13 protein-coding genes and 1 tRNA gene are annotated in these 14,510 nt (G+C 67.6%); 9 read left to right on the top strand and 5 right to left on the bottom strand.

The window, feature by feature from the left end:
* Window positions 1-44 precede the first annotated feature (44 nt).
* Window positions 45-1,496, bottom strand: coding sequence for a sensor histidine kinase (locus EV685_RS06430; RefSeq protein ID WP_338054434.1), 1,452 nt, complete (start codon window positions 1,494-1,496; stop codon window positions 45-47).
* 89 nt (window positions 1,497-1,585) lie between these two features.
* Window positions 1,586-2,320 (bottom strand): osmolarity response regulator transcription factor OmpR, encoded by a 735-nt coding sequence (ompR, locus tag EV685_RS06425; protein WP_130481179.1) that lies wholly within the window; start codon window positions 2,318-2,320, stop codon window positions 1,586-1,588.
* Window positions 2,321-2,495: 175 nt separating this feature from the next.
* Here ompR and EV685_RS06420 point away from each other — a divergent pair, with 175 nt between their 5' ends.
* Complete coding sequence (locus tag EV685_RS06420) at window positions 2,496-3,269, top strand: SIMPL domain-containing protein (protein WP_242615460.1); 774 nt, start codon at window positions 2,496-2,498, stop codon at window positions 3,267-3,269.
* A 23-nt stretch (window positions 3,270-3,292) separates the two neighbouring features.
* Here the strand turns inward: EV685_RS06420 and EV685_RS06415 are convergent, their stop codons facing one another.
* On the bottom strand, window positions 3,293-4,063 hold the full coding sequence (locus EV685_RS06415; RefSeq protein WP_130481178.1) for a 3-hydroxybutyrate dehydrogenase: 771 nt from the start codon (window positions 4,061-4,063) through the stop codon (window positions 3,293-3,295).
* 75 nt (window positions 4,064-4,138) lie between these two features.
* Here EV685_RS06415 and EV685_RS06410 point away from each other — a divergent pair, with 75 nt between their 5' ends.
* The 4 genes from EV685_RS06410 to phaR all read left to right on the top strand — a co-directional run bounded on the left by EV685_RS06410 (window position 4,139) and on the right by phaR (window position 8,202).
* Window positions 4,139-5,011, top strand: coding sequence for an alpha/beta fold hydrolase (locus tag EV685_RS06410; protein ID WP_130481177.1), 873 nt, complete (start codon window positions 4,139-4,141; stop codon window positions 5,009-5,011).
* A gap of 12 nt (window positions 5,012-5,023) precedes the next feature.
* Window positions 5,024-7,324 carry a RelA/SpoT family protein gene (locus EV685_RS06405; RefSeq protein ID WP_130481176.1) on the top strand — a complete coding sequence of 767 codons (2,301 nt, stop codon included), beginning with the start codon at window positions 5,024-5,026 and terminating at the stop codon, window positions 7,322-7,324.
* 65 nt (window positions 7,325-7,389) lie between these two features.
* A tRNA-Val gene (locus EV685_RS06400) sits at window positions 7,390-7,466 on the top strand.
* A 154-nt stretch (window positions 7,467-7,620) separates the two neighbouring features.
* Complete coding sequence (gene phaR, locus EV685_RS06395) at window positions 7,621-8,202, top strand: polyhydroxyalkanoate synthesis repressor PhaR (RefSeq protein ID WP_130481175.1); 582 nt, start codon at window positions 7,621-7,623, stop codon at window positions 8,200-8,202.
* Window positions 8,203-8,223: 21 nt separating this feature from the next.
* Here the strand turns inward: phaR and EV685_RS06390 are convergent, their stop codons facing one another.
* A complete protein-coding gene (locus EV685_RS06390) occupies window positions 8,224-8,904 on the bottom strand; it encodes an arylesterase (RefSeq protein ID WP_130481174.1) in 681 nt (226 codons plus the stop codon).
* A gap of 31 nt (window positions 8,905-8,935) precedes the next feature.
* Here EV685_RS06390 and EV685_RS06385 point away from each other — a divergent pair, with 31 nt between their 5' ends.
* The 3 genes from EV685_RS06385 (at window position 8,936) to EV685_RS06375 (ending at window position 10,773) form a co-directional block, all read left to right on the top strand.
* Window positions 8,936-9,613 carry an ABC transporter ATP-binding protein gene (locus tag EV685_RS06385; RefSeq protein ID WP_242615459.1) on the top strand — a complete coding sequence of 226 codons (678 nt, stop codon included), beginning with the start codon at window positions 8,936-8,938 and terminating at the stop codon, window positions 9,611-9,613.
* A gap of 36 nt (window positions 9,614-9,649) precedes the next feature.
* Window positions 9,650-10,387, top strand: a complete 738-nt coding sequence (gene rlmB, locus EV685_RS06380) for a 23S rRNA (guanosine(2251)-2'-O)-methyltransferase RlmB (protein WP_130481172.1) — start codon at window positions 9,650-9,652, stop codon at window positions 10,385-10,387.
* Between the two features lie 62 nt (window positions 10,388-10,449).
* Window positions 10,450-10,773 carry a hypothetical protein gene (locus tag EV685_RS06375; protein ID WP_130481693.1) on the top strand — a complete coding sequence of 108 codons (324 nt, stop codon included), beginning with the start codon at window positions 10,450-10,452 and terminating at the stop codon, window positions 10,771-10,773.
* A gap of 18 nt (window positions 10,774-10,791) precedes the next feature.
* On the opposite strand, the gene EV685_RS06370 is transcribed toward EV685_RS06375, so the two are convergent.
* Entirely contained in the window at window positions 10,792-11,802 is a 1,011-nt protein-coding gene (locus EV685_RS06370) for a D-2-hydroxyacid dehydrogenase family protein (protein ID WP_130481171.1), read from the bottom strand.
* 161 nt (window positions 11,803-11,963) lie between these two features.
* Here EV685_RS06370 and EV685_RS06365 point away from each other — a divergent pair, with 161 nt between their 5' ends.
* Window positions 11,964-14,429: a penicillin acylase family protein gene (locus EV685_RS06365; RefSeq protein ID WP_242615458.1), complete on the top strand. Its 2,466-nt coding sequence runs from the start codon at window positions 11,964-11,966 to the stop codon at window positions 14,427-14,429.
* Window positions 14,430-14,510 lie beyond the last annotated feature (81 nt).

The following is a 14,510-nucleotide window of genomic DNA, read 5'->3' as shown; positions in this document are numbered from 1 at the left end:
GTCGGCCGCCATGCGGGCCGTCACCCTTCCAACGAGAACGCCGCTCAAGCGGCTCGGCGCAACTTCACGTAGGCCACAAAGCCGCCTTGCGGCGCGTTGGCCAGTTCCAGCATGCCGCCCATGCGGGTGACGGTCTTCTCGACGATGGCCAGGCCCAGGCCGGCACCCGTGGTGCTGGTGTGGGTGCGGGCCTTGTCGCCGCGGTAGAAGGGCGTGGTCAGGCGAGCCAGGGTCTCGGGGCTGACACCGGGCCCTTCGTCGCGCACGCTCACGACCACCCATTGGCCGGCCCGCGCGTAGGTGACCGTCACGCGGGCGATGCCGTCCTCGGACTGGGCATAGCGGCGGGCGTTCTCGAAGAGGTTGGCGAAGACGCGGTCAAGGTCGGTCTCGTCTCCCATCACCCGCACATCGGTGGTGACGCGGGCGGTGATCTTCAGGTGGTCGTTGGAGACGCGCCGCGAGACGGTGTCGAGCAGCACGGCCAGCACGATGGGCACCAGCTTGACCTCGGTCGGCCGGGCGTAGTCCATGAACTTGTCGATGATGGCGTCGAGCTGGTCGATGTCCATGGCCATGTTGCGGCGCGCTTCCTCGTCGACCACGCTCATCTCGGTCTCGAGCCGGATGCGCGCCAGCGGCGTGCGCAGGTCATGCGAGATGCCGGCCAGCATGACGGCGCGGTCGTCCTCGATCTTGGCCAGCTCGCGGGCCATGCGGTTGAAGCCGCGGTTGACCTCGCGGATCTCCATCGTCGCGGTGTCCTCGTCCAGCCGCGAGGTGTATTCGCCCTCGCGGATGCGGCTGGCGGCCGAGCTGAGTTCCCGCAGCGGCAAGTTGATCTTGGCGGCGATGTAGGCCGAGACGATCAGCGTGGCCACAAAGGTCAGGCCCATGACCAGAAAGTAGGTCATGCCGGTGATGGCGGTCTGGACCCGGTTCGGGTCGGCTTGCAGCCAGTACTGGTCGGTCTCGATCAGGAAGCCGACCCACAGCCCGCTGCTGCCATTGACGCTGCTGGCCACCACCGTCTGCGGGCCGAGCCGGCTGCGCAGTTGCGCGCCGATGGTGCGGGTGAAGCGGTCGACCTCGAAGGGCTCCCATTTGTCGCCCGGTTCACGCGGCTGCAACTTGACGGCTTCCTGCTCGGCGATGTTCTTGACCAGTGCGACGCGGTTGACCTGATCGGTGTAGCGCAGCGCAGCGCGCGACAGGTTGACCAAGCTGGCGATCTGCTGCGCGGCCTGCACCGCACGCGGCTCCAGCTCGAAGTAGCGCAGGACATAGGTCCAGCCCAGGATGCCCACGCCCAGCATCAAGGACAGCAGCAGAAAGGTGCGCCAGAACAGGCTCAAGATGAAGGTCCGGCGGAACATCGCCAAGACACGCTGCAGCGGCCGGCGCTGGGCCGGTGCGGCGCTGCGGCGGTTGGTCGTGTGGGGCGAGACCGAAGGGGGACCCTGCACGGAGTTGGCGGTGGAGGTGGTGGCGACCATGAACGCTCGCTGATCGGTGCTGCCGGGTCAGCTGGGATACCGGGATCGGGCAGGTCGCTGGCGACGGCGGGCCTGCCCGGGGGCGAGTCTCAGGCCGCGCCGTCCGGAACGAACACATAACCGACACCCCAGACGGTCTGGATGTAGCGCGGCTGCGACGGATCGGGCTCGATCATCTTGCGCAGGCGCGAGACCTGCACGTCCAGGCTGCGGTCGAAGGGCTCGAACTCACGGCCGCGGGCCAGTTGCGCGAGCTTGTCGCGCGACAGAGGCTGGCGCGGGTGACGAACCAGCGCCTTGAGCATCGAGAACTCGCCGGTCGTCAGCGAGATCACCTCGCCTTCGCGGGTCAGGCGACGCAGCGCGAGGTCGAACTCGAAGGGTCCGAAGGTGACGCTCTGGGCCTCGCGCGAGGGCGCGCCAGGCGCTTCCATCACCGGGCGGCGGCGCAGCACGGCGTTGATGCGGGCCAGCAGCTCGCGCGGGTTGAAGGGCTTGGGCAGGTAGTCGTCGGCACCGACCTCCAGGCCGACGATGCGGTCGACGTCGTCGACCTTGGCCGTCAGCATGATGATGGGCGTGATGTCGTTGCCCGCGCGCAGGCGGCGGCAGATCGACAGGCCGTCCTCGCCGGGCAGCATCAGGTCGAGCACGATCAGGTCGACCGTCTCGCGGGTCAGGATGCGGTTGAGGGCCTTGGAGTCTTCGGCCAGCAGGACTTCGAAGCCCTCCTGGGTGAGGTAGCGGCGCAGCAGGTCGCGGATGCGGGCGTCGTCGTCGACCACGACAATGCGGTCGGTGCGCTGGGGGTTGGGCGTCGTCATCGGCGGCTCCGTAATTTGTAACAGCCGCGATTGTGCGCATGGCCCAAGCGGGTTTTTCGGCGGTCTGACCCCCTGTTACATCTCTTTCGGATCGTGGTGCCCACCGCGTGAGGACTGCCCACGTTGAGCCTGGACGCTGGTTTGCAGCGTGTTGCCCGACCCTTGAAAGGACTCCATGCCTGCCACGTCCACATGCTCGGAACGCCGCCTCGATGCACGGCTGCGCCGCTGTCGCCACGCCCTGTCCGCCCTTGGCCTGGCGCTCGTGACGGCGTTGGCCATGGCGCCATCACATGCCGCCGACATGCCCGAGGCGATGCGCGCCCACCAGGTCAGCCTGTCGGCCGAAGCCAGCACGGAGGTCCTGCAGGACACGCTCGGCGTGGTGCTGCGGGCCCAGCGGGAAGGCACCGATGCGGGCCAGGTCCAGGTCCAGCTCAAGCAGGTGCTCGACAGTGCCCTGGCGACGGCCCGGCGCGAACGCAGCGACACGCTCGAGGTCAGCACCGGGGCCTTCAACCTGTCGCCCCGCTACGGTCGGGAAGGCCGCATCAACGGCTGGATCGGCGTGGCCGAGTTGCAGCTCAAGGGCCGCGACACCGCCCGCATCGCCGCGTTGACCGGCAGGCTCGACGGCATGACGGTGCAATCGGTGCAGCACAGCTTGTCGCCGTCGGCCCGCGACCAGCAGGAAAGCGCCCTGACGGCGCAGGCGATCAAGCAGTTCCGGCAGCGTGCCGGCGAGATCGCTGAGCAGTTCGGCTATCGGGGCTACACGCTGGTCGACGCCCAGGTCACGCGGGTCGAGAACGAGGAGGGCGGACGGCCCCCCGTGATGTTCATGAAGGCGGCCGCCGCGCCGATGGCCGACGCGGCGCCATTGCCCGTTGAAGGTGGCAAGAGCCGCCTGGGCGTGACCGTGCAAGGCACGATCCGCATGACGCCCTGAGGGGGGGGCGTCTGCCGGTCGACTTACTGGGCGGTCCAGCCGCCGTCGACGCTCCAGGCCACGCCACGCACGTTGTTGGCGGCGGCCGAGCACAGGAAGACCGCCAGTTCGCCCAGTTCCTCGGGCGTGGTGAACTGCATCGACGGCTGCTTGTCGCCCAGCAGTCGGCGGATCGCCTCGGCGTTGTCGACGCCCTCGGCAGCGGCCCGCGCATCGACCTGTTTCTGCACCAGGGGGGTCAGCACCCAACCCGGGCAGATCGCGTTGCAGGTCACGCCGGTCGTGGCGTTCTCCAGCGCGGTCACCTTGGTCAGGCCGATCACGCCATGCTTGGCCGCGACATATGCCGACTTCTGCGTCGACGCGACCAGGCCATGCACCGAGGCGATGTTGATGATGCGGCCCCAGTTGCGCGACTGCATGCCAGGCAAGGCCAGGCGCGTGGCGTGGAAGGCCGAGCTCAGGTTGATCGCGATGATCGCGTCCCAGCGTTCGACCGGAAAGGACTCGACCGGTGCGACATGCTGGATGCCGGCGTTGTTGACCAGGATGTCGACGCCGCCGAAGGTCTCGCCGGCGTAGGCCATCATGGCCTCGATCTCGGCCGGCTTGCTCATGTCGGCGCCGTGGTAGCCGACCTGCACACCCAGCGCGGCGACCTGCGCCTTGGGGCCTTCGACATCGCCGAAGCCGTTCAACACGATGTTCGCGCCCTGGCGAGCCAGCGAGAGGGCCACGCCGAGTCCGATGCCGCTGGTCGATCCGGTGACCAGCGCTGTCTTGCCCTTGAGCATGAAAGATTCCTTGAGCAGTTGGGTACGATGACGATTATGAAGGGGGGTCCTTTGCCCACCATGACAAGCCAGCACATGCCAGATCCGCGCCTGCATCACGTCGACTGCCTCGATACCACCGGCTTGCACCGGATGGGCTATTGGGAATGGGGCGCGTCCGACAACCCCGACGTGGTCGTCTGCGTGCACGGCCTGTCGCGCCAGGGCCGCGATTTCGACACCCTCGCTCAGGCATTGGCACCGCGCTGGCGCGTGATCTGCCCCGATGTGGTGGGCCGCGGCCAGTCCGACTGGCTGGCCGATCCGATGGGCTACCAGGTACCGGCCTATGTGGCCGACATGGTCACGCTGGTCGCGCGTCTGGGCGTGGCCAAGGTGTCCTGGGTGGGCACCTCGATGGGTGGCTTGATCGGCATGGGCCTGGCCAGCTTGCGGGGTTCGCCGGTGCAGCGCCTGGTGCTCAACGACGTCGGGCCGGTGATCGAATATTCATCCTTGCAGCGCATCGGCACCTACCTGGGCGCGCCCGTGCGCTTTCCCGACGAGGCGCAAGGCGCCGCTTTCCTGCGCAGCATCTCGGCCAGCTTCGGCCCGCACACCGACGAGCAATGGGCTGCCCTGTCGCGGCCCCAGTTCAAGCGCAGTCCCCAAGGCGATCTGGTGCCGCATTACGACCCGGCCATCGCCGCTGCCTTCAAGGCCGTGACGCCCGAGATCGCCACAGCTGGCGAGCAGATCCTCTGGTCCGCCTACGACCGCATCCAGGTACCCACCTTGCTGCTGCGCGGGGCCGAATCGGACCTGTTGTCGCCGGCCACCGCACAGGCCATGACCCAACGCGGACCGAAGGCCACGCTGGTCGAGTTCGGTGGCGTGGGCCATGCACCCACACTGGTCGCGCCGGACCAGGTCGCGGCGGTGCAGGCCTTTCTTGAGGCTGGTCGCTGAGGACGATCTCCCATGAAGACCACCGGCCTTGAGCGTGACGCCGAGGCCCGCACGGCGTTATCGCCCATCCTGGCGCTGGCCGACGAGGTCGCGGCCGGGGGACAGCCGCAGGACGCCGCAGCCGAACAGGAAAGGCTGGGCAAGGCGCGCGCCTTCGCGCTGCCCCTGCTGAGTGGGCGGACCTTCGACACCGGCGAGGACGCGCTGACCCATGCCGACGGCGTGGCGCGCATCCTGGCCGACATCGGCGCGGCGCCTTCGATGCAGGCCGCCGTCTACCTGGTCTATGCGGGCGACTTCCTGACCGATCCGGAGACTGTGGTCGAACAGGCCTTCGGGCCGTCCTACGCCCGGCTCGTCACCTACACCCGCAAGCTGGTCAAGCTGCAGCGCAACGCCCGCGACGCGCTGGCCGACGAGACCGATGCCGAGGTGCTGGCCGAGCAGCTCGAACGTGTGCGCAAGATGCTGCTGGCCTTCTCGCACGATCTGCGTGTCGTGCTGCTGCGCCTGGCCTCGCGTCTGCAGACCTTGCGCTTCTACGCAGCCAGCCGCCAGCCTTGTCCGAGAGCGCTGGCGCGCGAGACCCAGCAGATCTTCGCGCCGCTGGCCAACCGGCTGGGCATCTGGCAGATCAAGTGGGAGCTGGAGGACCTGTCCTTTCGCTTCCTGCAACCGGAGCCCTACAAGCAGATCGCCCGCTGGCTGGACGAGAAGCGCGTCGAACGCGAAGCCGGCATCGAACGCGTTCGCCAGCAGCTCGCCGAGGCGCTGGCCCTCCAAGGCCTGCCGGCCCAGGTGCAGGGCCGCCCGAAGCACATCTACAGCATCTGGAAGAAGATGCGCGGCAAGGGCCTGGACTTCTCGCAGGTGCTCGACGTCCGCGCGCTGCGTGTGCTGGTCACCGACGTGCCGGCTTGCTATGCCGCGCTGAGCCGCGTGCACGAACTCTGGCTGGCCATGCCAGAAGAGTTCGACGACTACATCGCCCGCCCCAAACCCAACGGCTACCAGTCGCTGCACACCGTGGTGATCGATGCAGACCAGCGCCCGATCGAGATCCAGATCCGCACCCGTGCGATGCACGAACATGCCGAGAGCGGCATCGCCGCGCACTGGGCCTACAAGGAAGCAGGCACCAAGGGCTATGCGGGCGTCAGCGCGGCGGGTGACTTCGAGAGCCGCGTCGCTCAAGCGAGGCGTGCCGTGCTGCATCAATTGCTGGCCTGGGAACGCGAGCTGGCCGGCGCCGACGAGGATGGGTCGACTGGCACGTCGCAGGTCGTCGTCGATGGCAGCACCGGCAAGGGCCTGTTCGAGGACCGCATCTACGTGCTGACGCCGCAGGCCACCATCATGGAACTGCCGGCCGGCGCGACCGCGGTCGACTTCGCCTACCACCTGCACACCGAGCTGGGGCACCGCTGCCGCGGCGCCAAGATTGACGGCGCGCTGCAGCCGCTGAACACGCCGCTGCGCAACGGCCAGACCGTCGAGGTCGTGACGGTCAAGGAGGGCGGTCCATCGATGGACTGGCTCAACCCGCAGCTCGGCTTCCTGCAGAGCCAGCGCTCCAAGGCCAAGGTGCGGGCCTGGTTCAACGCGCGTGCACAGCAGGAAACCATCGCGCGCGGCCGCGAGGCCGTCGAGAAGCTGCTGCAGCGCGAAGGCCGCACCGCCTTCAGGCTCGATGACCTGGCCGCGCAGCTCGGCTTCCGCACGGCTGACGCGCTGTTCGAGGTGGTCGGCAAGGACGAGTTCTCGCTGCGCAACATCGAGCAACTGTTGCGGCCACCGGAGCCGGTCGTGGCCGAGGAAGCGCCCATCCTCAAGCGTGCGCGCAGCCAGTCCAGTGGCGGACGTGGCGTGCTGGTGGTCGGCGTGGACTCGCTGCTCACACAGCTTGCGCATTGCTGCCGGCCTGCGCCGCCGGACCGCATCGGCGGCTACGTGACGCGCGGGCGCGGCGTGTCCATCCACCGCGCCGACTGCATTAACTACCGCGAGATGGCGCAGCGCAGTCCTGAGCGGGTCATCCCCGTGGCCTGGGGCGAGAGCCGCAACGCAAAGGGCGACAGCGCCGTCTACCCGGTCGACATCGCGATCACGGCACAAGACCGGCAAGGCCTGCTGCGCGACATCTCCGAGGTCTTCGCCAAGGAGAAGATGAACGTCACCGGCGTGCACACGCAGACCCTGCGTGGCACGGCGGCAATGACCTTCACGATCGAGGTGTCGGATGCCTCTCGACTGGCTCACGTCATGAGCCAGCTCGGGCAGGTCAAGGGCGTCCAGCATGCGCGCCGCCGCTGATTCTCAAGAAGTTGGGGTCCGACGCTTGACGACTTTCAGGCCCATGCTATGATTCAATTCTTCCCAGGCGCGTAGCTCAGTTGGTTAGAGCACCACCTTGACATGGTGGGGGTCGTTGGTTCGAATCCAATCGCGCCTACCAAATTTCCTGAGGTTGCTGAAGGGCACCGGCCACAAGCCGGTGCCCTTTTTGTTTGGCCTGATGCCTGTGACCGAGCGTCGGTGACAAACCCCAGTGCGACCGCTCAGGCACGATCCATAGAATCGGCAACGATTTGCCCCAGGAGACCGCATCCATGCCAGCCACCCGTCGCACCGAGGCGACCGACAACGGTCCGACCGCAGGCCTGCGCGTTCTCAAGAAGTACCCGAACCGCCGCCTCTACGACACGCAGACCAGCAGCTACATCACGCTGGCCGATGTCAAGCAGATGGTGCTGGATGCCGAGAACTTCGAGGTCCGTGACGCCAAGAGTGGCGAGGAGATCACACGCAGCATCCTGCTGCAGATCATCCTGGAAGAGGAGACCGCTGGTGTGCCGATGTTCTCGACCCAGATGCTCGCTCAGATCATCCGGTTCTATGGCCACACCATGCAGGGCCTGATGGGCGCCTACCTCGAGAAGAACCTGATGGTCTTCATCGACCTGCAGAAGCGCTACACCGAACAGACCGGTGGCCTCTACGAAGGCAAGCCCTTCAATCCCGACGCCTGGTCGCAGTTCATGTCGATGCAGGCCCCTGTCATGCAAGGCTTCATGAGCAGCTACCTGGACCAGTCCAAGTCCTTGTTCGCGCAGATGCAAGAGCAGATGCAAAAGCAGGCGGGCAACTTCTTCCCCGGTATGCCCGGACTGGGTCCCAGCGGCAAGGAATGACCGGGCGGGCAGGGCACTGGCTCAGCGTCTGAGCCAGCTGTCCATCACTGGCCAGATCGTGTCGAGGATCAATGGGTGTGCCGCAGCCACAGGGTGGATGCGGTCGGGCTGAAACCACTTCGTCGCGTCCCCGTTGTCGACCAGCGCAGCCAGCATGAAGGGCACAAGCGCGGTCTTCTCGTCCTTGGCGACGCGGCTGAAAATGGCCGCGAAGTCACGCGCATAGGCTGCCCCGTAGTTGGGCGGCATCTGCATGCCGACCAGCAGGACAGCGGCGCCCTCTGCTCGTGCGGCCTTCACCATCGCTCGCAGGTTGTCCTCGGTCATGCGCAAGGGCAGGCCGCGCAAGGCATCGTTGCCGCCCAGTTCGATCACGACGTGGCTCGGGCGATGTCGTGCCAGCAGGGCGGACAGCCGCGAGCGTCCGCCCGAGGTCGTCTCGCCACTGATGCTCGCGTTGACGACCGTGGCCGCGACCTGGCGCTCGGCCAGTCGACGCTCCAGCAGCGCAACCCAGCCACTGCCACGTGGCAGGCCGTATTCGGCCGACAGGCTGTCGCCAACAATCAGCAACGTGCGTCGGGCGGGCGCAGCGTTGGCGGCATCCATCGTGCTGGTCAGCAGCCCTGCCAAGGACAGCGCCAGGATGCGCGCGATACAGTCGCGCCGGTTCGCAGCCACGCCCGCACGGGTCGCTGGCATCGGTGCAATCAAGAGAGGACGGTTCATCAGCGTGGTCGAGCAATCAGCCATCATCGACGTGCAAGGCGTCACCAAGCAGGTGCGTGACGCCAACGGGACGCTCACGATACTGCATGACATCCGCTTCCAGCTCGCACCCCGAGAGTCGGTGGCCATCGTCGGCGCATCGGGTTCGGGCAAGAGCACCCTGCTGTCCATCATGGCGGGGCTGGACGTGCCCAGCGCCGGTACCGTTCAGCTCGGCGGCGTCGATCTCTTCAGCCTGGACGAGGACGGCCGCGCCGCCTTACGAGGCGAGCGCCTTGGCTTCGTGTTCCAGAGCTTCCAGCTGATGGCCCATCTGACCGCGCTCGAGAACGTCATGCTGCCCCTCGAGTTGCGCGGTGACCGAGAGGCCCGCCAGCGCGCCACCGACATGCTCGGGCGTGTCGGCCTGGGCAGCCGGCTCGGCCACTACCCGCGCCTGCTGTCGGGTGGTGAGCAGCAACGTGTGGCGCTGGCCCGGGCCTTCGTGATCGAGCCTGCATTGCTGCTCGCCGACGAGCCCACCGGCAGCTTGGACCATGCTACCGGCGAAAGCGTGATGCAGCTGATGCTGGAGCTCAACCGAGCCGCCGGCACGACGCTGGTGCTGGTCACGCACGACCCGGCGCTGGCCGCTCGTTGCGACCGTCAACTGCGCATCGAGGCGGGTCGGCTGGTCGATTGAGGTGGTCGCGCAGACGTCAGCCGCTACCATCGTCCGATGCCCGCTCCCACCCGCCTGCTGTTCGGTTTTCATGCCGTCACCATCCGCCTGAAGACCGCGCCTGCGTCGGTCCAGGAGATCCACATCGATGCCAGCCGGCGCGACGCCCGCATGCACCAGTTCATCGAGCGCGCCCGCGCGGCTGGGCTGCGCATCGTCGACAGCGACGACGCACGCCTGACTCAACTCAGCGGCAACACACGCCATCAGGGCGTCGTGGCGCGGGTCGAGCCGGTGGTGCTCAACAAGTCGCTCGATGACCTGCTCGATGCGGTCGAAGGACCGCCGTTGCTGCTGGTGCTCGACGGCATCACCGACCCGCACAACCTCGGCGCCTGCCTGCGCGTGGCCGACGGTGCCGGTGCCCATGCGGTGATCGCCCCGCGTGACCATGCCGCCGGCATCAACGCCACGGTCGCCAAAGTGGCCAGCGGTGCGGCAGAAACGGTCCCGTACTTCATGGTGACCAACCTGGCGCGCACTCTGGGTGAACTCAAGGAGCGCGACATCCGCATCGTCGGCACCAGCGATGACGCGCCACGATCGCTCTATCAGTCTGATGTTGCCGGGCCGACCGCCTGGGTGCTCGGTGCCGAAGGCGGCGGCATGCGCCAGCTCACGCGCAAGACCTGCGACGAGCTGGTCAGCATCCCGATGCGCGGCACGGTCGAAAGCCTCAACGTGTCGGTGGCGTCTGCCATCTGCCTCTACGAAACCCTGCGTCAACGGAGCTGAGTGCGACCATGGCCCTGAACCTCGCCAAGACCTTTCCCCACGCCTGGCGCGTGGCAGCAGCCATGACGATGGCGGGTGGCCTGCTGCTGCTCGGAGCCTGTACCCAGGAACGGCAGAACGAGATCCGCCGCAGCATCCAGAACTGGACCGGCACCGATGGCGTGCTGGAGGTCTATGCTGGCGACAAGCTGGTGCGGCGCTTCGTCAAGATCGACAAGCTGAGCACCGCCTACGGCACCGATGACGGCGCTGCACGGCCCTATCGCTATGGCTATGGCGTGCTCGACGCCAACCTCGATGGCAAGGTCAGCGACGGCGAGAAGCGCGTGTACTTCGAGTTCAGCGACTATTCCACCGCCTACGTGTTCTACGAGAACCCGTCCTGAACGACGGTCAGCGCGGCCTCAGCGTCGCACCACCTGGAGGGCCTCTGGGTTCACGATGTGGGTCGGCTTGCCTTGCAGGAAGTTCACAACGTTCTGGAAGGCGGCGCCAAAGTAGCGCTCATAGCTGTCGAGCTCCACGTAGCCGATGTGGGGCGTGCACACCGCGTTCTCCAGCCGCAGCAGCGGATGGCCTTGCAAGGTCGGCTCGCTCTCGAAGACGTCGACCGCTGCAAGCCCCGGGCGCCCTCGGTTGAGCGCGGTCACCAGCGCGTTCTCCTCGACCAGCTCGGCGCGCGAGGTGTTGACGAACAGGGCGGTGGGCTTCATGAGGGCGAAGTCGCTCATGCCGATCAGCCCACGGGTCGCGTCGGCCAGTCGCAGGTGCACGCTGAGCACGTCGCTCTGCTCGAACAGTTCTTCTCGGCTCGCGTAGACCTCGTGGCCATCGGCTTTGGCACGTTCCAGGCTCTGCGGGCTGGACCAGATGCGAACGTCCATGCCGAAGGCGCGACCGTAGCCGGCCACCAGCTTGCCGATGCGGCCGTAGCCCCAGACCCCGAGTCGGCGGCCCTTGAGCACCAGACCCAGACCGAAGTTCGGCGGCATCGAGCCGGCCTTGAGCCCGGCCTGCTGCCAGGCGCCATGCTTGAGGTTGCCGATGTATTGAGGAATGCGTCGCATGGACGCCATGATCAGTGCCCAAGTCAGCTCTGCCGGAGCGGTCGGATCGCCAACGCCTTCGGCGACGACGATGCCCAGCCGGGTGCAGGTCTCCAGGTCGATGTGGGACCCGACCCTGCCGGTCTGCGCGATCAGACGCAAGCGGGGCAGCTTCTCCAGCAAGGCGCGAGGGAAGGGCGTGCGTTCGCGGATCAGCACCAAGACTTCGGCATCGCGCAGCCGCACCGCCAACTGGCCGATGCCCTTGACCGTGTTGGTGTAGATCTTCGGGCCATAGGGCTCCAGCAGCGCGGCGCAAGGCAGCTTGCGCACGGCGTCCTGGTAGTCATCAAGAATGACGATGTTCATGGGCGTTCTTCTCGTTCGCGCCATTGTGCCCCGAGCCCCCTTCGACGCTTTCGGGGTTCTCCGGAAGTCGATGGCGCCCTCGAAGCAGGCACCATGGCGCCATGATCTTGCAGCGACCTGGACCATCGGCGGCACGCCCGAATCCGTCACCGAGCACGCCCGTGCGGTGTCGCTGGCTGCGCGTGCTGGGCGCCTGTGTGCTCGGTGGCATCGTGCTGCTGCTGGCGACCTACGCGGCCTATCGGCAGCAGGTCCTGCCCAGAGCGGACGGCACGCGCACCGTGATCAGCGCCTGGGGTGACGTTCGCATCGCACGCGACGGCCATGGCGTTCCGAGCATCCACGCCAAGCGCCTCGAAGGCGCCCTGTTCGGCCTCGGTTACGCGCATGCGCAGGATCGCCTCTGGCAGCTCGACCTGCACCGCCGGATCGGCTCCGGCCGACTGGCCGAGGCCTTCGGCGTTGCGGCCCTGGACAACGACCGCTTCATCCGTGCCCTGGGCGTGCGCCAGGCCGCCGAGGCGCAATGGGAACGCTTGGATGCCCCGACCCGACAGGCGTTGCAGGCCTATGCCGATGGCGTCAACGCCTGGTCACAGCAGCACCTGAAGGCGCGGCCGCCGGAGTTCCTGCTGCTCGGCCTGCGCCCAGAGCCCTGGACGCCCGTCGACTCGTTGGCCTGGTCGATCATGATGGCGTGGGACCTGGGCGGCAACTGGAGCAGCGAACTGCTGCGGCTGCGTCTGGCGGCCCGCATGGACCTGGCTCGCATCCATCAGTTGTTGCCGCCTTACCCTGGCGAGCAGCCGCTGCCGGTGGCCGACTACACCGCGCTGGCCCGCGACTGGCAGGTGCAGGGCGGCGAGGTCATCGAGCGCCTGATCGGCATGGCACCCGAGTCCGGTGTCGAAGGCGTCGGCTCGAACAACTGGGCCGTCGACGGACGTCGCAGCGACAGCGGCCTGCCTCTGATCGCCAACGACCCGCACCTGCGCCTGAGCACACCGTCGCTGTGGTACCTGGCGCGCCTGTTCGCGCCGGGACTGCACGTCGCCGGCGCAAGCATCCCCGGCCTGCCGGCCGTCGTGCTGGGCCAGAACCAGGACATTGCCTGGGCCTACACAAACACGAATCCCGACGTGCAGGACCTCTACATCGAGGCCATCGACCCGGCCGATCCGATGCGCTATCGAACACCCGATGGCTGGGCCCGCTTCGAGCAGCGCGAGGAGCTGATCGCCGTGCGAGGCCAGGCCGAGCCTGTGCGGCTGCAGGTGCGCACCGGCCGTCACGGACCACTGATCTCGGACGCCGCAACCGCCGCCACGCAAGACTTGACCGGCAGGGCAGGGCAGCCCTACGGATTGGCGATGCGCTGGACGGCGCTCGATGCCGACGTCACGACCATCGCTGCAGGCATCGGCTTCAACCAGGCCCGCTCGATCGAGGACTTCGTCGCCGCCGCGCGCGGCTACGGTGCGCCGATGCAGAACATGCTGGTGGCTGACCGGCGCGGGCCGCACGGGCGCATCGCCTTGCTCTTGCCCGGGCGCGTGCCGGTGCGGGGTGCCCTTCACGACCTGCATGGGCAGGTGCCGGCGCCCGGCTGGCAGGCGCGCTACGACTGGGTCGGCCAGATCGATCCGGCCGAGCTCCCGCTGCAGGTCGATCCCGCCAGCGGCTGGCTGGCCACCGCGAACCAGCGCACGACGCCCGATGGCTACCGGTATTTCCTGAGTTCAGAATGGACCTTTCCGCACCGGCAGCAGCGCATCGAGGATCTCTTGCTGGCCCGGCCGCTGCATGACGTCGACAGCTTCGCCGCCATGCAGCGTGACGTCCGATCGCTGTCGTCGCGGACCCTGTTGGCGGCCTTCCGCTCGGCGACGTGGCGAGGCCCCGCGTCGAACGGCGATGCCGCATGGATCGAACAACTGGCGCGCATCCAGGCCCGTTTCGACGGCGAGATGAGCGCCGATTCGACCGGCGCCAGCCTGTATCAGGCCTGGGCGCTGGCCGTGACCCGTCGCGTGCTGGCCGATGAGTTGGGTCCGCTGTGGGGTCGTCAGTTCAGCGAGCGGCGCAGCTTCCGGGATGCCTTGACCGGCATCCTGGCGGACCAGGATCGGTGGTGGTGCGACGACAAGGCCACCTCTGACCGCACGGAAAGCTGCGCTGAGCAGGTCGATGCCGCCTATGCCGACGCCATCGCCGACCTGCGCCAACGGCTCGGCGAGGACCCGACCACCTGGCGCTGGGAACGGCTGCACCGGGTTCGGGCCGAGCACCGGCCTTTCAGCCAGATCGCGCCGCTGCGCCGGCTGTTCGAGCTGCGGGTCGCCGTGCCGGGCGACAGCCACGGCATCAACGCGATGCGCGTCAACCTGCGGGCCGACCCGGGCGATGCGCGGACCTACCAGGTCGAGCACGGGCCCGGCCTGCGGGCGATCTACGACCTGGCAGCGCCAGCCCGTTCGCGCATCGTGCAGTCGACCGGCCAGTCGGGCATCGCGCTGTCGCCGGACCATGGCAACTTGTTGGCGCTCTGGTCGCGGGGTGAGGGCATCCCCCTCTGGCCGGTCCGGCCGCCTGCCCGTGAGCTGAGCTTGCGGGCGATCAAACCCTGAGAGCATTAAGGTTCATTTATCGCGCATGTTCTGGACACCTGAAGCACGGATGACTATCCTTTTTTGAATCCGGGACGTCAG

Origin of the sequence: Sphaerotilus mobilis, from assembly GCF_004216565.1 — a bacterium.
GTDB lineage: Bacteria > Pseudomonadota > Gammaproteobacteria > Burkholderiales > Burkholderiaceae_C > Sphaerotilus > Sphaerotilus mobilis.
This window is presented reverse-complemented; position numbering and strand designations above follow the sequence as displayed.